This is a genomic window from Streptomyces paromomycinus, from assembly GCF_003865155.1.
Classification (GTDB): domain Bacteria; phylum Actinomycetota; class Actinomycetes; order Streptomycetales; family Streptomycetaceae; genus Streptomyces; species Streptomyces chrestomyceticus.
Genome location: NZ_BHZD01000001.1, coordinates 590,505 through 610,095, shown reverse-complemented (window position 1 = coordinate 610,095; position 19,591 = coordinate 590,505). Strand labels below are relative to the sequence as shown.

The window sequence follows — 19,591 nt, the reverse complement described above, 5'->3', positions numbered from 1 at the left end:
GGTTCACCGCACGGTTCGTGCGGTAGGCCGCGTCCAGCCGAGGAGGTCGGTGCCGGCTTCGCGGAGGGTGGCGGTGCGGATGCGGGCGCCGGGGTGGGGAGCGTGGATGACGTAGCCGCCGCCGAGGGAGAGGGCGACGTGGTGGACGCGGCCGGGGGTGCCGTAGAAGACGAGGTCGCCCGGCAGCGGGTCGGTGCCTGCGGGAAGTTGGGGGCTGGCGTCGTACTGGGCCTGGGCGGTGCGGGGCAGGCGTACTCCCGCGGTGGCGTAGGCGGCCTGGGTCAGACCGGAGCAGTCGAAACCGGTGTCACCGTGGGAGGGGCCGTTGCCGCCCCACTGGTAGGGCAGGCCGAGTTGGCTTCGGGCATAGGTGACAGCGGCCAGTGCTGCCGGTGCCGGGTATCGCCCGGTGGGCGCGGGGGAGGGGCCGGTGGTGCGGTAGCGGGCGGCTTGGGCGAGGACGTCGGCGACGTACCAGGAGGCGTGGTTGTAGGTGTAGAGGGCGGCACGGAGGTTGCGGTTGCCGCGGGCGCCGTGGTCGCACAGGTAGGCCGCGGCGGCGTGGACCGCGTCGTGGACGTTGTACGGGGAGGGGGGACGGGCGCCACCCTCGGGGAGGCGGTGGCGGGAGGTGACCTCGGCGAAGGTGGTGGGCAGGAACTGCATCGGGCCTTGGGCGCCGGCCTGGTTGGCGCCGGAACGGACGCCGGGGAGGGCGGCGCGACCGTGGTCGGTCTCGACTTTGCCGATGGCGGCCAGAACGGACCAGTCCAGCCCGGGGCATGTGCGGGCGGCTGCGGTGTACTGAGCGAGGTAGGCGGGCGGGATGTCAGCCAGTGCTGAGGTACTGGGCCGGCTGCCCGTGGGCCCGGGGGAGCCGCCAAAGGCGGTGAACACGCCGGAGATGATCGAGGCGAGCAGTACCAGGAGCAGCAGGAGACCCGCGGCGACGATCCCGAGCGGAGCCATGACGGCGGTCACCTCCTGGACGGCACGGGCGGGGCAGGTGTGGGCGGTTGCAGAGTGCCGGGAAGGGCGCCACTGCCCGTAGGACCGGGCGGGAGCAGGTCGGGCCAGGCGGTCGACAGGCCTGCGAGGGGCAGGCGCTGCTCCACGTGGTAGGGGGCGACAGGCAGCCAGCGGGCGGCGACCGGGTCGGTGGCGTCGTCGGCGAGGGGGATGTCGTGGGCGGTGGTGGCGACCGGCAACGGCGTCGGAGCGGTACTGAGCGCCGGGGCCAGGGCATGGCGGGCGGCTTGTTCGCGGCGGAGGGTAGGGAAGACGAAGAGGGTCGGTGTGCGGATGCCGGTGGCCTGGGCCAGGTGCTGGTAGTCGGAGATTTTGGCGGTCAGGCGGGGCAGGGGTTCGGTGCCGGTGTCGTACTCCAGGAACCATTCCAGGTCGCTGTGCCGGCCGGTGCGGGTCCAGCGGCCGTAGGCGTCGGGGCGGACGAGGTCACCGAAGTGGCGGGCGCAGCGGGTCTCCGGCCACCAGGCCGTCAGCCGTCCGTCGTCTTCCGTGCGGCGGGCGTGGGCGATGAGGGTGGTGAAGAAGGTGTTGACGCCGAGGGTGTGGGCCAGGCGCAGTGAGTGGGCGATGCCGATCGCTCGGGTGTGCCGGTAGCCGAGCTGGGCGGGGTCCAGGCCGTCTTCACGAGCGAGGACGAGGGCGCCGGCGGTGTCGAGGACGTAATGCAAGGGAGCGGTGCCGACGGGGGTGAAGGGCTGGAAGCGGTCCAGGACGCGCCAGGTGTAGAGCCTGAGCAGGCGCAGGTTCGCCGCGCGCTCCGACGGCCAAGCCAGCTGTGCGACCTGGTGGGTGGTCAGCACCCGGTGTTCGTGCAGCATGCGGGCCAGCCAGCGGTCCCGCGGGGTCAGCCGGGCGGCGAGGTGGGCGAGGTGGGCGGGGCTGGTGGCGGCGCGCGGGGCGGGGCGCGGCGGACGGTGGCCGCGCAGCGCCCGCTGGGGGAGGGGAGCGGTGGGCATGGTGAGGTCGCCTCCGGCAGAGGAGAAGGTTACGGAGCACGGCGGGGGTCGGCCGGGACGACGTCTTGGTCTTTGGCCAGTACGACGGGGCGCGGACAGGGCGCGGGCCGCACCGTGCTGATACGGGCGTGGTCGGATCGGGGCGGGGGCAGGGGTTCGGTGCGCAGGGTGAAGGCGGGCGCTTCGGCGCCGTACAGCACGGGACGGACGACGGCCTGGAAGCGCCCGAGATGGGACAGGTCGTACTCGTTCAGGCGCGGGAGGGTGTGGCGGGCGAGGTGGTGGGCGTCCTCGGGGGAGACGTTGAAGAAGACTTTGGTGCGGGCGTTGGTACTGATGGCTTCTTCGAGGTCGTGGGGGAGCTGGCTGAGGTACTGGTGGGCGAGGGTGAGTGAGAGGTGGTAGCCGCGGGCCTCGGCGAGCAACATCTCCAGCGGGTAGGGCAGGTGAAGGAAGTGGTGTGCCTCGTCCAGGTAGAGGGCGGCGTCGGGGCGTTGGCCGGGTGGGTGGCGGGTGCGGCGGGTGGCGGCCTGCCAGGCGGCGGCCACGGTCAAGGAGCCGATCAGGTGCGCGGTGTCGGCGCCGAGGGTGCTCTGGGGAATGCGGACCAAGCAGATCCCGCCGTCCAGGACGGTGTCCATGGAGACGGTGGAGGGCCCGTCGGCCAGCACGGCCCGGACGAACGGGCGCAGTAGTAGGCCGCGGAGCTTGTTCAGCAGCGGGGCGGTGATCTGGGCACGGGCCGGGTCGGACAGCTGGCCGTACCAGGCCCAGAAGCCGCGCAGCACCGGGTCGCGCACCTGGGCGGTGGCCCGGCGGCGGAAGGCCGGGTCGGCCAGCAGGCGGGGCAGGTCGGTCAGCAGGGGGGTGCCGGGCTGGGCGTGGAGGGTCAGGAGGGCGGCGCGCAGGATGTCGTCGGTGCGCGGGCCCCAGGAGGCGGCGTAGATGCGGGCGAAGACGGAGACGACGTGGTCGACGCTGCGGGCGGCTTCACGGTGGTCGAGGGGGTTGAGGACGGGCGGTGGGGCCAGGCTGTCGGCGTCGAACAGGATGGTGGTGGCGGCGCGGTGGGCGGGCAGGCGAGGGAGGAGGTCGGTGACGAGGTCGCCTTTGGGGTCGATGACGAGCAGGCCGCGGCCGGCGTCGGCGTCGGACAGCGCCAGGCGGGCGATCAGTTCGGACTTGCCGGCGCCGGTGGCGCCCAGGATGTGAATGTGGTGGCGGGTGTCGGTGACGTGGAGGCCGACGGAACGGGGCGGCCCGGTATCGCTGACGCCGAGGAGCTTGATGCCCTCGCCGGTGGCGGGGGTGCCGGGTGGGGGCGGCACGGCTTTCGCGGGGGCCCGCTCCAGGCCGGGGGCGGCTACGTCCCAGGGCAAGTGGGCGACGGCCGCCAGCTCGGGGGTGGACAGGAGCTGCCCACGCGTCAAGCGCCGTTGCGTCAGACGCGGCAGCAAGCGGTGCGAGCGGATGCTGTGGTAGTGGTTGTGTTCGGTGAAGATCGCGAACGCTGCGGCGAGCGCACGGGCCTGGACGTGCAGGCGGGCCTGCACCTGGCGACGCTCTTCGGCTCCCACGGCGGCGGGGACGGACGCGGTGAGGATGTAGCGGAGGCAGGTTTCGTACAGGGGGCCGCGCAGCTTGGCGGTGATCGCCCGGTCCTGCACGGAGGCGGCCAGGGCCGTCTGGTGGTCCAGAGCTGCCCCGGCGGGGCGGGGGCGGGGGCGGGACGGCTGGGCGGGGGTGAGGGCATCCAGGAGGCGGCCGAGGGGGTGGGTGGCGTGACCGGCCTGCAGGTGCCGGGCGGCGCGACGGGTGCGGGCGACCCGGCGGCCGGTAGCCGGACGGGCCAGGACCTGGACCACGGCCTCCTCGCCATCGGACAGTCCGGTCGGTGCGCCGAGGAGGGCGCGCAGGGGATCGGTGGTGAAGTCGGTGCGCAGCGGCAGGGCGTCGCTGCGGGCCAGCCGCAGTTCGCCCCCGGCGGCGTAGCGGCGGTAGCCGGACGGGGCGGCGGTGGGGTGTGGCGGTGCGGCGGGCCTGGCGCGGGTACGGGCGCCGGGCCAGGCGGCCTCGACGGCCCGTTCCACCGTGTCCGGAGGAGTCGAGCCGGGCACCCACAGGCGGATGCGGACGGCGTCGCGGTCAAGAAGGTATTCCCAGGACAGGTGGGGGCCGGGGAGCAGGAGGTGATGACGGGCGGGCCGGAGCAGGCCCGTCAGGTGTGCCCACAGGGCTGATGCGCCGTCCGGGCTCGCGTCGGGCGGCGGCAGGACGGTGATGAGCTGCGCGCCCCGTGCGAGGCGCTGGTGGGCCTGGTGCTGCTGCCATGCTCGGCCGAGGCGCAGGAGGACGGCGCCTGCGGCCAGGCCGGTGGCGGCGGTTGGCGCCCAGGTGGTCATCGTGTTGCCGAGGTGGTTGAGCAGGGTGTGCCAGCTGCCCGCGGGGTCGCGCAGAAAGTCGTGCAGGGGGCCGCTGGCGGCGGGGCTGCGGGCCGAGGGCCAGACCCGTACGGTGATCAGGAAGCGGCGGAGCACGGGCGGTCCTGCCTTTCTGCAGTGAGTCCCCGTCGCCGGTGGCGGCCAAGGGCAACGCCCCGGGGCGGGTGGTGGCGTAACCACGGGGTACGCCGGCGCAGGCGTCGGCCAGCAGTGTGAGGCTCACGCGACACCGGACTTGGCCGGCGGGTCCGGGGTTTCGTCGAACAGGTCCATCTCGTGCTGACCGACAGAGGTATGCGCAACGGTGTCCACGGCCACCTCCGGCTCGTAGGTGGCGAGTTCGGCCGGGTCAGTGGTGATCAGGCGGTGTTCGGCGGGAGAGGCGGCGGCTTGGAAGGCGGTGCGGTGGGTGCCGGTGGACAGCAGGCCCTGGCCGCGATCAGCGGCGAGGAGGAAGGCCCGCTCGCCCTCGGACAGGTCGAAGACGGCGGTGACTTCGTCGATGGCCTGCGGTGCCTGGCGCAGCAGGATCTGGGTGGCGGCGTTGGTGACCACGGCCCGGCCCAGGTCGGTGGCCAGGACGTCGGCGGTGTCCTGGGTGGCCACGGTCAGGCCGGCCCAGTGCTTGCGGGCGGCCTTGGCCATGCGGAAGAGGAAGTCGGCGCCGGCCGGTTGCTGCATCAGCAGCCAGGCCTCGTCGGCCACCACATAGCGGGGGCGGCGGCGCGAGGGGTCGCTGACGTGCTGCCAGATCGCGTCGAGCACGAGGAGAGTGGCGATGGCCTGGAGCTCGTCTGGCAGGTCGCGCAGGCAGTAGACGACCAGGTGCCCGTCGGGGCGGGTGGTGGTCGGGCCCGCGAACAGGTCGGCGAAGGCGCCGCGGACGAAGGGGTGCAGATGGTCGGCCAGCTCCCGGGCCGTCGGCTGGGCACAGCCTTCCAGGGTGGAGGCGAGGTCGGCCAGCAGCGGGGGCGGGCGGGTCCAGGTGCGCGGGTCGGCGGTGATTCCGGTCCGCCGGTAGGTGGCGGCGAGCGCCTGGTCGAGTACGGCGCGCTGGGCCGGGGCGAGTGGGGTGCTCAGCAGGACGGCCAGCACGGTGTGCAGGAACAGGGACCGGCGGACCAGTGCGTCGCGTGGGGCGGTGGGTTGGCCGTGGGGGTCGGTGCGCAGCGGCAGGTCGAAGGGGTTGAGGCGGACGCCCTTGGTGCCCAGGCGCAGGCAGGTGCCGCCGACGGCCTCGGCGAGGCGGGTGTACTCGTCTTCGGGGTCGATGACGTGGGCGTCGATGCCGCGGTAGAGGGAGCGCAGCACTTCGAGTTTGACGAGGTAGGACTTGCCGGCGCCGGAGCGGCCGAGGACGACGGCGTTGTGGTTGTCCTGGGCGAAGCGGTCCCAGTGGACCAGGCCCTGAGTGGCGGTGTTGTAGCCGTACAGGACGCCGGCGGGGACAGCGGCCGAGGCGGGCGTGGGCGCGGGCAGGTCGGGGCTGGTGAAGGGGAAGGAGGCGGCCAGAGCGCTGGTGTCGAGGGTGCGGCGCAGGGTGATGCGATCCAGGCCGAAGGGCAGGCAGGTGAGCCAGCCCTGGAGGCTGCGGTAGGTGGTGGGCTTGGCGTCCAGCAGCAGGCTGGCCGCCAGCGCACGCACTGCGGCGACCTCCTGGGCCAGGTGCTGTGCGCTGGCGGCGCGGACGGTGAGGTAGAGGCCGAGGCGGAAAAGTTTGCCTTCGCCGCGGGCGACGCGGGCGGACAGGTCGTAGGCGTCCTCGGTGGCCGCCTCGATCTGCGGGTCGAGCAGTCGGCCCTTTTCCTGGGTGTGGCGGCGGCCGGATTCCAGGCGGGCGAGTTGGCGTTTGAGGCGGCGGGCGGCGGTGAACGGGTCAATCGGTTCGATGTGCAGGGCGACGTCCAGGCGGCCGGGGTAGGTGAGCAGGGGCTGCAGCCAGCCGGGCTGGACCTCGCGTGGGTAGCCGGTGACGGCGAAGGACGCGACCCACGCGTCACCGACCTCCAGGTGGCGCGGCGCGACGGTGAGGGCGTCGGGCAGGAAGGCCGCGGTGGCGTCGGCGGCGGGCGCCGTGGCGCGAGGGCCGGAGCATCGGCCGTATCGGGCCCGTGCTGCGCGGCGGTGCTTCACCACGAGGGCTCCTTTGGCAGGTCCGGGTGCCCGGTGTCGTTGTCCGGCGCAAAGGCGGCCTGCGAGTCGTCCCGCGCGGGGCAACCGTCGCTCCAGGCGGACGGGAGGGGGGCGAGCTCGGGTTCCGGGGGCGGTGCGGGGGCGGCGGTGATGATGTGGTGGGCGCCAGCGGTGTGTGGGGAGGGGGCGAGGAAGCTGTCAGGGGAGCAGGCAGCGGCGAGTACGGCGGTGATCTGGCCGGCGTCCAGTGGGCAGACGGCGATGCCGGCCAGGCCGAGCAGGGTGGTGGCGTCGGCCAGGCGCCGGGTCACGCGGACGCCGGCCGCGTGCCGCTCGGCCTCCGTGAGCGCCGGGGCGCGGCGCGGGGTGCGGCGGGCGGCGAGGGCGGCCGGGAAGCCGGGGCCGCCGAGACCGTCCACGGAACTGGCGGTGTTGCCGGGTTCGCGCAGCACGAGGAGCACTTGGCGGCGCAGCAGGTCCTGTTCGCGGGCGAGCTGGTCGAGGAAGTCGGCGTGGTCGTCGGCGGCGGCCTGCAGGGCCGGGTGGGGCAGGGCGGGGGCCTGGGCGCGCAGCTCGGCGACCGCGGCGGTCACGTCCAGGCGCTCGGCGCGCACCAGCACCTGCACGGGAGCGGTCAGGGAGTGCAGGTAGCGGCCGAAGGCGCCGATCAGCGCGTCCTGTTCGGCCGGGGTGCGCAGGGCGAAGTCGACGGTGGTGCACTCCGCCACCAGGGCCACCCCGTCGTGTCCGAGGTCCACCAGGCCGGTGTCGGCGATGTCGTGGGCGGGCAGGCGCAGTGGCACTGCGGCCGCTCCGGTCGTCGTCACGCTTTCGGGGTGGGAGGTGCTCGCGGCGGTGAGCCAGGCCGGGGCGGAGTGCAGGCCTTCGGGGGCGGCGAGGTGGCGGTGGGGGGCGAGGCGCTGGCGGACGGCAGCGAGCAGCAGGCGGTCCAGGGGCAGGCCGTCACGCCGGCCCAGCACCAGGACGGCGGTGGTGACCGCGACGGGCAGGGCCACGACGGCGAAGACGGCCAGGGGCAGGACGGTGCGGGTGGCTGACCACAGGGCGTACAGGGCCAGGCCGGTGCTGGTGAGGAGGAAAAGTTGGCGGGCGGTCAGGCCGTGCCAGAGGGTGTCCTCGCGGTCGACGTCGGCGGGGATGCGTACGGGCTGCGTCATCGTCGGTCACCTCTGTGCGGCCCGCCTCGGGGCGGGGGCGGGCTGGAGCGGCGTGGTGGGGTGAAGGCTGGGGGCGGCGGGGGTTCGCGGCGAGGGCGCGGGGCACGGTGCTCCTCGGGTACGGGCGGGCGGAAGACAGCCGGAGGTGCGGGACCGGAGGCCCGCACCGGGCCGGGAGGCTCGGGCGCGGGCTGGACGAACACGGGCCGGGCCGGCGGTCGGTGTGTCGTGCGCGCGGGAGGTGCGGGTGGGGGCTGCGTGGGAACCGGCGGGCGGAAGACCGGTGGGGCGGGGGCCGTGGGGCGCGTACGCGGTGGCGGGGCGGCCGTGCGGGGTATGGGCGGCTGGAAGACGGGGGAGCCGGGCGGAGTGCGTCGGATAGGCTGCCCCGGCCGTACCGGCTGTGCGGGGGCGGGGGAGCGGAACTGCGGCAGCGGCGGCGGGGTGGAGCGGTGGAACAGCGGGTGTGGAGCACCCGGTTGGGGGTGGAAGCCGGGCCCACTCCGGGGGACAGGCGGAACGGGCCCGGGGCCGCCCCCGCGGGGACCGGGCCGGCCGGCGACAGGGCCGGGGCCCGACGGTCCACCCCTGCCGCGCGAGCGGGCGGACGGGGCGGACGGGGACGCGGCGTGCAGGGCGTGGAAGGTCTTGGCGTACAGCAGGGAGCGGACCAGGCCGACGGCCAGGGGGCCTCGGTAGCCGGGCACGGCCGAGCGCAGGATCCAGAAGGGGAGTTTGATCAGGATGTACAGCAGGGCCAGGGCGACCAGGACATGGGCCAGACCGGTGGGGGTGGGGCCGAACAGGGCGTAGCCGTCGGGGGCGAGGAAGAGGCGCAGCGCGGTGATCAGCGCCAGCGACTGGGCCAGCTGCACGCCCAGCAGGCCGGCGAAGACCCGCCACCACCAGCGGGCGATGCCCTCGGTCTGCGGCAGCGCATGGCACATCAGCGCCAGCGGCGCCCCGGCGACCAGGATCAGGGTGAGGCTGATGCGCACTGCGTAGGAGACCAGCAAGATCACCAGCATGCCGATCACGAACACGCCGACGAACAGCACGAAGAAGCCTTTGTTGACGCCCTGGATCATGCGGGCCAGAGCCTGTCCGGCGCTGTCGGCGTCCAGGCCGGGCCCCAGCAGGGCCTGGGAGAGGGCGTTGGCCAGGGCGATGGCTTTGTCCGCGAGGAACAGGGAGGAGGCCGAGGCGAGGACGCCCGCCGCCAGGCGGGGCAGGATCTCCTTGAGGCGGGTGCGGGTCTGCAGGGACTCGTGGGCCATGACCACCAGTCCGGCGACGGTGACCAGGACGGTGTAGCAGGCCAGCGCCAGGGTCCAGGAGGTGGTCCACAGGCCGGTGATGCGCGGGATGCTGCCCAGGGTGGGCGTGGCCAGCAGGGTGGAGCCGAGGAGGTCGAGCAGGGGGTTGAGGGCCTGGTCGACCACGGCGCGGAAGAAGCGTTCCAGCACGGTGGTCAGGGACTGCAGGATCAGATCCGTCAGCCAGCCGCCCATCACGCCCCCACGATGCCCTTGAGGACCTGCACCACGATCGGCGCCAGCGCGGCCAGCGCGTAGCCGAGGCCGGCGTGCCGGAAGGCCGTCTTGGCCTTCGCCACCTCCCCGGGGTCCCCACCGGCCAGCAGGTACCGCACCCCGCCGACGGTCAGGAACACGGTGGCCAGGCCGGCCAGGATGCCCATCAGCCAGGTGCGGAGGTTGGTCAGCACCTGGCCCACCGTCGCCAGCGCCAGCCCCCACCGCACCGGCTCCCCGGCCGGCGCCGCCGCTATCAGGAGCACTACTACCACCCCCATGCTCACGAGCGCCCACCACCGCCGCCGCGGCATCGCGCGGCCGCGTTGCGCGCGACCAACTCCTTCGCGCCGCCGAGGCGACGGGTGCGGCCGGGAACCTGGCGCCATGGTGTTCTCCCGGAGCGGTGGCGGGCGGGGCTGAGAAGCCCCTCATCTCCTAAGGCCGGAAAAGACCGCCGACTTATGCACCGGCATCGAAGATTCTTTGGAATTCCCGCCGTTGCCGTAACGCGTGCGGCGGTACGCGACACCTGGGGCACACGGGTAGGCTCCGCGCCCCGGCTCCGGCCTCTGGCCGGCCCTTATGACGGGCGGCGGGGGCCTGTCGCACAGGTAGGCGGCCAGCCGGTGCTCGGCCCTGCGTCGCCGCGCGTACACGCTCTGCGCCGCAGCCTCATGTTCCCGCGCCCAGAGGAGGACGGGTGTGTGCTCCAGCCGGGTCGTGCCGATCAGCTCGGCCTCGGCGGGGGTGAGGACCGCGGCGCCCACCGCCCGGGCGAGCACCAGGTCCGGGTGGCCCCATCCTGGGTGGGGCGGTGCCGGGCCGAAGCGCGGCGCCACTGGTACGGGCGCCTCCAGGGCCTCGGTCAGGGCGGTGAACCCGGCCCGGCGCGCCGCCCACACCACCCGCAGCAGGACGTGGGGCCGGCCGAGGTCGACGGTGGCCAGGCCGGCGAAAAACCCGGCCAGTACCTCCGCCTCCGCGTCCTGCACCTCACCGGGGTAACGCGCCGCCACCCAGGCGGCCACCCGGACCAGGGCCGGCAACGCCATCCCGGCGCACGCCACCGTCCAGCACCCGCCCTCGGCCCGGGCGCGAGCCACCAGGTGCACCCACACCGCATCACGCACTGCTGCCGGGCACTGCGGCCGCAGCAGTAGGCCCCGTAGTTCACCCAGCCCCAGAACCCGGCCGGGCAGGCCGGCGAAGACGGCTCCGTCCACGCGGAGCAGGCCGTGGCCAGTGGACAGGCGGGCGAACTCCTCGCGCACCAGATCCAGCGGCAGACGCCGGTATCTCTGACCACACGTACGGCGGGCTGCGGCCATGGGAAGCCTCCTTCGGCACCGGCAGCAGAACGGCCACAGCACACGCCACCGACGCCAACAAACCGCCAGCGGACACCTAAAGCACGCTCAGGCAGCCCTGCACCAATGCCTAACCGGCGCATAACTCCCCAGGCCGAACAGCCGCGCGCTGCGCAGCTCCAGCTCATGCCGGGCCGACCGCCACCGCAGCCCACCAGCAGATTCTTCGTCTGCTGGTGGTACAAGGCGCATGGCGGCGCTGACCTGCAGCGATGGCTGCTGTGACCCCTGCTGGTCGGCCGCTGGTCCGTATATGGTCCGGATCTTGGCTTCAACAACCAGGGCTGGGAAGGGCTGCCACTATTCGGGACGGTCACCAGGCTTCGGTGCACCGCACGGGCAAGGTCACGTGTCGGCAGTGTTGGCTTCGCGACCGAAGTAGAGATCGGCGTCGTACTCATGGGCACCACTCGCCTGAACCGGCCTTTCCCGCGACCGTAGTGGAATCAGCCTCCGCGTGCGCAAGGCCGGGCTGTCGGTGGTCCATGTATCACGATGTCGGCGCTCAGGCAGGAGAGAGCGGCCCTCAGTGATATCGGCACCTGGTGCGGTCTGCCGTCCGGTGCTTTCGCCGACCGCTGGCTCCGGTGCGAGCTACTGAGGTTGTCTGCGCGTTGTCGTCGGTGCTGACGATCGGCGGTCGTTGCGGTACGCCGGAACCATGAGGTATCCGCAAGGCGGTGGTCTGAGTGCCGACCGGCGGGCGTTTCGCGAACACATCCGCATGGATGCGGGCGCGATGTTCGTCGCCGGGCAGGGCAACGACGTGATCGCGAAGCAGCTGCGGGTCAGCGTCCGCTCCGTGCAGCGGTGGCGGCGGACTTGGGAGCACGAGGGGCCACATGGCCTGCGCTCAACGGGGCCGGCCTCCCGCCCCGCGTTGCGGGAAGCCCTGTTTGCGGTCCTGGAACAGGAGTTGGCCAAGGGCCCGGTTGCACACGGCTGGCCCGACCAGACCTGGACCCTGGCCAGGATCAAGACGCTGACAGGGCGCCGGTTCCACAAGAGTTTCACCCTGTCCGGCATCGCAAAGATGCTGCGGCGCCACGGCTTCAGCCACCAGGTGCCCGCCCGGCGGGCCCTGGAACGCGACGAGGACAAGGTGACCGGCTGGGTGAAGGAGACCTGGCCGCAGGCAAAAGCGCCGCGGCGGCGCTCGGAGCCTGGATCTGCTTCGAGGACGAGGCCGGATGCTCACTGACGCCGCCTACCCGCCGCACCTGGGCCCGGCGCGGGCACACCCCGGTGATCCGCGTCCGCGGCCGCACCCAGCGCCGCTTCTCAGTCGCAGCCCTGGCCTGCTACAAGGCGGGCGAACGCTCCCGGCTGATCTTCCGGCCCAGCCTCCGTGGACGCCACGACAGCAGTGCCCGCAGAAGCCTCGCCTGGACCGGCTACCGGGGCCTGCTGACCGCCGCACACCATCAGCTCGGCGCACCGATGGTTGTGATCTGGGACAACCTCAAGTGCGCCACGAGGCGCTACGGAATCGCGTGGGGGTGAAAGGACTCCACCGCCGGTCGGTCGCAGCCGTCCGGTGAAGCTGGGGGCAGTCGCCACGTGGGAACGCAGGTGGCGGCGGGAAGCAGCCCCGACAACGTACGGGACGGGTCGGCACCGTCAGACGGCCCGGGTCCGGCAAGCAGCGAGGAGAAGGTGTACGAGAGGAACCGCCGTCTGACGCCCCGTAAGTGTCCCGCTCGGCTCAAATCTGACGGATACGGGCCGGGTTGCAGCGCGTGAACTGTCGCTCGTCTGGGTGGAGTTCAACTCCGAAGCCGGTTTTTAGGTCCGGTGGGGAGGCCATGCCGAAAGCCTGCGGCGTAGGCATGGCGAGGCTGTCGGGGTAGAGGTGGGCACCTCCCTCCTTGATCGATTTTGTAGTGAACGTGGGAACCGCCTGCGGTCGCCCTTCCCGCCGGACAGCCAGTTCGGAGGCAGGCAGGTCCGTTGCCGACTGATGGCCGTTGGGTGGGGCGGAGGTCTCGTAGTAGTCCGAGCGCGCGAGAGGCGCGTACATGGCGAAGGAGACCAGCAAGTCAGCAGTGGACGTACTGGAAGGTCAGGAGGCTGTCGCCGGTGAATACCGACGAACTTGACTCCGTTCTGTTCGGAGCGGAGCGCAGGGTACTGAAGATCCAGACCAAGCTGCACTGTTGGGCCCGTGATGACCCTCATCGCAGGTTCGATGATCTGTTCAACCTCGTTGCCGATCCCGCGTTTCTTCTGGTCGCGTGGGATCGGGTGCGGGGCAACAAGGGAGCCCGCACGGCTGGAGTGGACGGGCGCACGGCCCGTTCCATCGAGGCTGGGCAGGGCGTCGTGGACTTCCTCGACGGGCTGCGGTCGCAGGTCAAGGACCGCAGTTTCTGCCCGCTGCCGGTGCGGGAAAGGATGATCCCGAAGGCGGGCGGCAAATTGCGCCGCCTGGGGATCGCCACCATTGCCGACCGAGTGGTGCAGGCTTCCTTGAAGCTGGTGCTGGAGCCGATCTTCGAAGCGGATTTCTACCCGTGTTCCTACGGGTTCCGCCCGAATCGTCGTGCTCACGACGCCGTAGCTGAGGTGCGCTACTTCGCGTCCCGCTCCTACGAGTGGGTCGTCGAGGGAGACATCACGGCGTGCTTCGACGAGATCTCTCATCCGGCCCTGATGGACCGGGTGCGGGAACGAATCGGAGACAAGCGCGTCCTGGCGCTGGTGAAGGCGTTCCTCAAAGCAGGCATCCTCGGCGAGGACCGCATGCTGCGAGAGAACCGCGCCGGAACCCCGCAGGGTTCGATCCTTTCACCGCTGCTGAGCAACGTGGCCCTGACGGTCCTGGACGAGCACATCGCCCAAGGGCCCGGCGGACCCGCCTCTAGCCAGACGGAGAGAGCCAAGCGCCGTCGTCACCGCCTGCCCAACTACCGGCTCGTCCGCTACGCGGACGACTGGTGCTTGATGGTGTCGGGCACGAACGACGATGCCGAAGCTCTCCGGGAAGAGATCGCGGAAGTCCTGTCCGGGATGGGCCTGCGTCTGTCACCGGAGAAGACTCTGATCACCCACATCGACAAGGGCCTCGACTTTCTCGGCTGGCGCATCCAGCGCCACCGAAGGCGAGGCAGTACCCGGCACTACATCTACACCTATCCGTCCGGCAAGGCTGTCAAGGCCATGACCGGCAAGGTCAGGACGATGTGCCGGACAACGAACACGAGCCAGCCGCTCGATGCCCTGCTGCGTCAGCTCAACCCGGCGCTCAAGGGCTGGTGCGTCTACTTCCGGCCCGGCGTGTCCAGCGCGACCTTCGCTTACCTGAGCTACTACACGTGGCATCAGGTCGGGAGCTGGTTGCGCCGCAAGCACCGCCGGTCCACCTGGAAGGACCTCCGCCGCCGCTACTGCGACGTCGGATGGTGGCCGGCCTCGGAGGAAAGGCCACTGTTCAACCCGGCGAAGGTGACCACCACGCGTTACCGCTACCGAGGAACAGTCATCCCGACTCCATGGCCCGGCCTGGAATGAGGACAGCACACTTGTTCTGAACAGGACTTGTGGAGCGCCCGGTGCTCGGAAACGGGCACGCCGGGTGCGGGAAGCGGTCTGGGGAAACGGGCCGGTCGACAAGACCGGAACCGCGCCCCGGATCGACTTCACCGTCCACAAGGACGCTCGCCTGCGGACCTTCATCGACGCTCGCGACTGGATCACCTGCTACTACTTGCCGCCCTACGCTCCCGACCTCAACCCGGTCGAGGGGATCTGGTCGCTCCTGCGCAGGAATTGCCAGGCCAGCACCGCCTTCAGCGACCACGACCAACTACTGGCAGCCCTCCGCCGCGGCCTCCGCCAACTCCAGTACCGAAGCAACCTCATCGACAGCTGCCTCGCCGCAACCAGACTCGCACTCACGACAACGCGCAGACAACCTCAGTAGACGTCCTGCACCGCGACCGCCTCGCCCTGCGCATCCACGACGGCGCGTTCTCCGCGATGGACCTCACCGCCCGCCCCCCCCGCGCACCGGCGAGCTGCTGTCCACCGTGAAGTTCATGGTGCAGACCCTCGCCGCCGCCGGCGAACTCCAGCGCGACCTCCAACGCGAGCTGGCCTACGACGGCCTGCGCGCCGCCGAGGCCAAGGGCAACAAGGGCGGACGCCGCCCCGCCGTCGCGGCCGACAAGACTGACACCGTGCGCACCGCGTACCTGGAATGCCGCTCCAGCGCCGCCCTCGCCCGCGACCACCACGTCAGCCGCGGCGCCATCCGAACCGCCCTCGCCGACCTGTTGCCCGAATACACAGCCGTTGCCCCGGACGCCTTGACCCCGGAGCTGCCGGTCGTGCTCGACATGCCGAGCAAGGTCGCCGACTTCCTCCGCGGGAGCCGTCCTTCGCAGAATACTCACCAACTCCTGGCCGCAGGGCGCCTGCACGGGACAACCGGCAGAGGGGGCCGTGCCGTACGCAGGGGCACAGCGCGCCGAGGACCACGGCACCGGGCGGCAGCCGACGACCGAGGGACGAAGCCTTGCTCCCCTCACCGTCCCTTGTTCGAAGGGTGCGCTCTCAAAGCCGCATCGGCCGGTCAGATGTGTCCAGTTCGCGGGCGTACGAGAGCGGAAGGAGGCGCAAGAGGGCATTCCTTTGGTAGGGAAACCGTTTGCTCCGACGGTTGCCGTGCGGTCCGTAAGGTGGCGTCCCACCGTCGGCAGAACACCTGTCGCAGATGCCCTCTTCCGGCAAGGAGCTGGACCCTTTGAGCATTCGCTATCCCGCGCCGCAGGGGAACGTCCGCACGGTGCGGCCCTCCGGCGAGCTCGATCTGTCGACGGCCCTGGCGCTGTGCGACCTTTTTCGCGGAAACGATGCGGCACCCCCGGCCCGCCTCATCGCCGACCTCACTGCCGTGACCTTCATGGACACCAGCGCCCTCACCGAACTCGAAACCGCCCAGGCCCGCAGCGAGGCCGACGGCGGCTGGCTGCGCCTGGTCTACCACCAGCCCGCCATCGGCCGACTGCTCCGGCTGACCGGACTGACCCGGCGCTTTCCCCGCCACGCCACCGTCCAGGACGCCTGCACAGGCCGTCCGGCGCGGTACTCCCCACCTCGCGCGGGTCGGGCGGATCGGGCACCGCACGGTTCAGGGCTTGATTTGAGCTTTCATCGGGAAACGCCCGCCACGGGCTGCTCGGACGGCGGGGCTATCAGGCCGGGGCTTTTCGGCGGATCGTGCCGGGGATGCGCTGGATGCGCCCCAGCGGAGGTCGTACACATAGGAGCGGTCGTTTTTGAAGCTGCGCCAGATGGTGGCAGGGGGCTTGGTCTCGTCGCTGCCCACCCCCTGGCCGGCCAGGGGGTGGGCAGCGACGAGACCGCCGGCGATCTCGCAGTGCCAGCCGTCGTCCGGCGACCAGACACACCACACTATCCCGTCCGTACGACGGTAGGCGGGCCGGCCGTGGCGCTCGCCGGACTGCTCGAAGTGGTAGGGGAGCCCGTCGGAACGGCGAACGAAGGTGAAGGAGGCGAAGGTCGTCATGGCATCGGGACTATAGGGGACATGGGTCCCGGCCGAGCACATGGATGTTCAAGGAGTCCCCACGGCCCGTGGGCCGCGGACCCGCCGGAACCGCGCCCGCGGTTCCGGCGGATGTGTCCTACGCCTCGGCCAAGACGGCCTCGAAGCGCAGCCCGTCTTCGGCCAGTTCGAGGTTGAGCCCGCCGATGTTGCCCGCAGCCATCAGGTCCGCTGAAATGGCGGAGACTTCGTCCAGTTCGTCGGCGCTGCCGTGGACGCGGAGCTCGGCGACCGGAGAGCGCATGGGGCGCTTGGCGTCGCTCTTAGCCTTGCGGACCGCGCCGATGGCCTTCCCCGCCAGGGAGATCAGGGCGTCACCGCCGCCCGCGCCCTCGCCGGCGGGCCGCGGCCAGTCGCTGGTGTGCACGGAGTCCGTGTGCCACCACGACCACGCCTCCTCGGTGCAGTACGGCATGAAGGGGGCGAACAGCCGCAGCAGGGTCGACAGCGCCTGCCGCAAGGCGAGCCTGGCGGACTGTGTGGCGCCGCCGTCCTCGTCGTAGGCGCGCCGCTTGATCAGTTCCAGGTAGTCGTCGCAGAAGAACCAGAAGAACCGCTCGACGCGCTCGAGTGCCGTGGTGTACTCGAAGTCGGCCAGAGCCTGGGTCGCCTGCCGGATCACGTCGTCCAGGGCTGCCAGCATCGCCCGGTCCAGCGGCTCCGTGACCATGGCCCCGGCTTCCGGCTCGGGGAAGGACAGGACGAACTTGCCGGCGTTGAGCAGCTTGGTGGCGAGGCGGCGACCGACCTTCATCTGGCCCTGGTCGAACGCAGTGTCGGTGCCGGGCCGGCCGCTGGCCGCCCAATAGCGGACGCCGTCCGGGCTGAACTGCTCCAGCAGCCCCATGGGCGTGACGACGTTGCCCTTGGACTTACTCATCTTCTTGCGGTCGGGGTCGAGGATCCAGCCCGAGAGCGCGGCGTGCCGCCAGGGCAGGGTGTGCGCGTCCAGCTCGGCTCGCAACACAGTCGCAAACAGCCAGGTGCGGATGATGTCGTGGCCCTGGGGGCGCAGGTCCATCGGATACACCTGGGTGTACAGCTCGGTGTCCGCCTCCCAGCCGCAGGCGATCTGCGGGGTCAGCGACGATGTGGCCCAGGTATCCATGACGTCCGGGTCGCCGATGAAGCCACCGGGAGCGCCGCGCTGGCTTTCGGTGTAGCCGGGAGGCACATCCGACGACGGATCCACGGGAAGCGCGTCCTCGCTCGCCAGGATCGGCACGTCGTACCTCGGCTGCCCCCCGTCATCGAGCGGGTACCACACAGGGAAGGGCACGCCGAAGAACCGTTGGCGACTGATCAGCCAGTCGCTGTTCAGTCCGCGCACCCAGTCGTCGTAGCGCCCCTTCATGTAGGCGGGGTGCCATTGCAGCTCCTCGCCGCGGCGGAGCAGCACGTCCTGGTGAGGTAGAGAGCGGATGAACCACTGCCGGCTGGAGACGATCTCCAGCGGCTTGTCGCCCTTTTCGTAGAACTTGACCGGGCGGACGGTCTTGCACGGCTCGCCCTGGAGGTCGCCGGACTCCCGCAGCATGGTCACGACGCGCTCGCGCGCGGTGTGAGCCGTTGCCCCCACCAGTTCGGCGTGGGCCTTGCGCCCGTCGGGACCATCCAGTCCTGTGGGTGGATCCGGCAGGATGCGGCCGTCCCGGCCGATTACAGTGCGGGTCGGCAGCCTGAGCTCGCGCCACCACTGGACGTCCGTGAGGTCACCGAAGGTGCAGCACATGACGATGCCCGTGCCGCGCTCGGGCTGTGCGGCCGGGTGCGCCAGCACGGGGACGTCCACGCCGAAGACCGGCGAGGTGACCGTGGTGCCGAACAACGGCTGGTAACGCTCGTCGTCCGGGTGCGCGATCAACGCGACGCAGGCTGGCAGCAGCTCGGGACGGGTGGTCTCGATGACCACTCGCTGGTCGTCCGGGCCGTGGAAGGCGACGCGGTGCCGGGCCCCGGCGACCTCGCGATCCTCCAGTTCGGCCTGGGCCACCGCGGTGCGGAAGCCCACGTCCCAGAGGGTGGGGGCCTCCGCCTGGTAGGCCCCGCCCGACGCCAGGAGCCGCAGGAAGGCCCGCTGGGAGACCTGCTGGGCGTGGCGGCCGATCGTCGTGTACGTCCGCGACCAGTCCACAGACAGCCCCAGCCGCCGCCACAGCTCTTCGAACGCCTTCTCGTCCTGGGCGGTGAGCTGCTCGCACAGCTCGACGAAGTTGCGCCGCGACACGTCCAGAACGGGCCGCTCGCCCTTCTTCATCACAGGGTCGGGCGCCGGGAGGCCGGGGGTGTATGGCAGCGACGGATCGCAGCGCACCCCGAAGAAGTTCTGCACCCGCCGTTCCGTGGGCAGTCCGTTGTCGTCCCAGCCCATCGGATAGAAGACGTGCTTTCCCCGCATGCGCTGGTATCGGGCGATGATGTCGGTGTGGGTATAGGAGAATACGTGTCCTACGTGCAGCGATCCGCTCACGGTAGGGGGTGGGGTGTCGACGGAGAACACCTCGGCGCGCGTCCCGGGGGCCTGGAACCGGTAAATCCCCGATTCTTCCCACCGATCCGCCCACCTGGCGTCCAGTCCGTCCAGCTGCGGACGTTCGGGCACGTTCGGCCTGGTTTCAGCCACGTGCTTACCACCTCATCTACACGACACGGACCACCGGACGGTAACAGCACCCCAGCAGAGCTGAGTTACCTCTCGTCGGCGCATAACATCCCGTAGGATAGCCTAGTTGAGCTTCAAACCGATCGTTTCGCGTCACGTACGGCGCCGGGAAAACCGGCCGCTTCGCGCGGGTCATCGATGCAGAGGGTCATCGGCGGAGTACGTTGAACTGACCCGCGTGATAAAGCAGCGGCGCCTTCCCCTCCTTCACGGAGGCGTCGAGCACCTGTGCGAGGAAAAGGCTGTGGTCGCCGGCAGGGACCTCTGTCACCACGTCGCAGACCAGGAAAGCGAGGGCGCCGTCGAGTTCGGGAAGGCCGTACGGGCCTTCGCGCCAGGCCGTGGGGGCAGCGAAGCGGTCGGCTGTCCTGCGGGCGAAGACGGCCGCCAGCTCTTCCTGGTCGTCGGCGAGCAGGTGGATGCCGACCCGGGGTGCCGCTCTGAAGGCTGACCAGGACGAGGAGCGGACGCTCAAGCCGAAACCGACCAGCGGTGGCTCGGCGGACACCGACGTGAGTGAGGTGGCCGTGAAGCCGACGGGACGGCGGTCCGGGGAGGATGCCCTGGTGGTGATGACGGCGACCCCCGCCGCGTGATGGCGGAACACCTCGCGGAACCGCTGTGCGCTGATGCTCGTACTGTCCGCGGTGTCGGTCACGGTCTCCTCCTTGTCCGCGTATGTGCCTTCGTCCCCCTCCGATGCAGCGGCCGGGTCGCTGGA

The 19,591-nt window shown here is 71.4% G+C and carries 13 protein-coding genes and 3 pseudogenes; 4 read left to right on the top strand and 12 right to left on the bottom strand.

All coding sequences use genetic code 11. The annotated features are described in order from the left end of the window. Nucleotides 1-3: 3 nt before the first annotated feature. From OEIGOIKO_RS02300 to OEIGOIKO_RS02265, 8 genes are all read right to left on the bottom strand, one after another. On the bottom strand, nucleotides 4-969 hold the full coding sequence (locus OEIGOIKO_RS02300; RefSeq protein WP_125051335.1) for a C40 family peptidase: 966 nt from the start codon (nucleotides 967-969) through the stop codon (nucleotides 4-6). A gap of 8 nt (nucleotides 970-977) precedes the next feature. Next, nucleotides 978-1,985, bottom strand: a complete 1,008-nt coding sequence (locus OEIGOIKO_RS02295; protein WP_125051332.1) for a replication-relaxation family protein — start codon at nucleotides 1,983-1,985, stop codon at nucleotides 978-980. Nucleotides 1,986-2,014: 29 nt separating this feature from the next. Then, the gene (locus OEIGOIKO_RS41355) at nucleotides 2,015-4,522 is read right to left on the bottom strand and encodes a type IV secretory system conjugative DNA transfer family protein (RefSeq protein WP_170251500.1); all 2,508 of its coding nucleotides are present in this window, start codon (nucleotides 4,520-4,522) and stop codon (nucleotides 2,015-2,017) included. A gap of 123 nt (nucleotides 4,523-4,645) precedes the next feature. After that, nucleotides 4,646-6,562 (bottom strand): VirB4 family type IV secretion system protein, encoded by a 1,917-nt coding sequence (locus tag OEIGOIKO_RS02285; RefSeq protein WP_218039969.1) that lies wholly within the window; start codon nucleotides 6,560-6,562, stop codon nucleotides 4,646-4,648. Further along, a complete protein-coding gene (locus OEIGOIKO_RS02280) occupies nucleotides 6,556-7,737 on the bottom strand; it encodes a PrgI family protein (protein ID WP_125051330.1) in 1,182 nt (393 codons plus the stop codon). The genes OEIGOIKO_RS02285 and OEIGOIKO_RS02280 overlap by 7 nt, the downstream gene beginning before the upstream one ends. Continuing rightward, entirely contained in the window at nucleotides 7,734-9,248 is a 1,515-nt protein-coding gene (locus OEIGOIKO_RS02275) for a hypothetical protein (RefSeq protein WP_125051328.1), read from the bottom strand. Before OEIGOIKO_RS02275 ends, OEIGOIKO_RS02280 begins: the two co-directional genes overlap by 4 nt. Then, the gene (locus OEIGOIKO_RS02270) at nucleotides 9,248-9,550 is read right to left on the bottom strand and encodes a pilin (RefSeq protein ID WP_125051326.1); all 303 of its coding nucleotides are present in this window, start codon (nucleotides 9,548-9,550) and stop codon (nucleotides 9,248-9,250) included. Before OEIGOIKO_RS02270 ends, OEIGOIKO_RS02275 begins: the two co-directional genes overlap by 1 nt. Nucleotides 9,551-9,700: 150 nt before the next feature. Further along, entirely contained in the window at nucleotides 9,701-10,600 is a 900-nt protein-coding gene (locus OEIGOIKO_RS02265) for a hypothetical protein (protein ID WP_125051324.1), read from the bottom strand. 700 nt (nucleotides 10,601-11,300) lie between these two features. Here OEIGOIKO_RS02265 and OEIGOIKO_RS02260 point away from each other — a divergent pair. Continuing rightward, nucleotides 11,301-12,103, top strand: a pseudogene (locus tag OEIGOIKO_RS02260) (winged helix-turn-helix domain-containing protein); the annotation flags it as partial. Nucleotides 12,104-12,344: 241 nt separating this feature from the next. On the opposite strand, the gene OEIGOIKO_RS02250 reads toward OEIGOIKO_RS02260, so the two are convergent. Further along, complete coding sequence (locus tag OEIGOIKO_RS02250; protein WP_125051319.1) at nucleotides 12,345-12,677, bottom strand: hypothetical protein; 333 nt, start codon at nucleotides 12,675-12,677, stop codon at nucleotides 12,345-12,347. A gap of 41 nt (nucleotides 12,678-12,718) precedes the next feature. Between OEIGOIKO_RS02250 and ltrA the strand changes: the two genes are divergently transcribed. The 3 genes and pseudogenes from ltrA to OEIGOIKO_RS43825 form a co-directional block, all read left to right on the top strand. Continuing rightward, on the top strand, nucleotides 12,719-14,149 hold the full coding sequence (gene ltrA / locus OEIGOIKO_RS02245) for a group II intron reverse transcriptase/maturase (RefSeq protein ID WP_125051317.1): 1,431 nt from the start codon (nucleotides 12,719-12,721) through the stop codon (nucleotides 14,147-14,149). Between the two features lie 133 nt (nucleotides 14,150-14,282). Next, a pseudogene (locus OEIGOIKO_RS02240) lies at nucleotides 14,283-14,561 on the top strand (transposase); the annotation flags it as partial. 792 nt (nucleotides 14,562-15,353) lie between these two features. Then, a pseudogene (locus tag OEIGOIKO_RS43825) lies at nucleotides 15,354-15,692 on the top strand (STAS domain-containing protein); the annotation flags it as partial. Nucleotides 15,693-15,770: 78 nt separating this feature from the next. Here the strand turns inward: OEIGOIKO_RS43825 and OEIGOIKO_RS02225 are convergent. The 3 genes from OEIGOIKO_RS02225 to OEIGOIKO_RS02215 all read right to left on the bottom strand — a co-directional run bounded on the left by OEIGOIKO_RS02225 (nucleotide 15,771) and on the right by OEIGOIKO_RS02215 (nucleotide 19,528). Beyond that, the gene (locus OEIGOIKO_RS02225) at nucleotides 15,771-16,169 is read right to left on the bottom strand and encodes a hypothetical protein (protein ID WP_246177147.1); all 399 of its coding nucleotides are present in this window, start codon (nucleotides 16,167-16,169) and stop codon (nucleotides 15,771-15,773) included. Nucleotides 16,170-16,287: 118 nt separating this feature from the next. Next, nucleotides 16,288-18,831, bottom strand: a complete 2,544-nt coding sequence (gene valS / locus OEIGOIKO_RS02220) for a valine--tRNA ligase (protein ID WP_246177146.1) — start codon at nucleotides 18,829-18,831, stop codon at nucleotides 16,288-16,290. Nucleotides 18,832-19,018: 187 nt separating this feature from the next. Then, a complete protein-coding gene (locus OEIGOIKO_RS02215; protein ID WP_125051315.1) occupies nucleotides 19,019-19,528 on the bottom strand; it encodes a flavin reductase family protein in 510 nt (169 codons plus the stop codon). Between the last annotated feature and the right edge of the window lie 63 nt (nucleotides 19,529-19,591).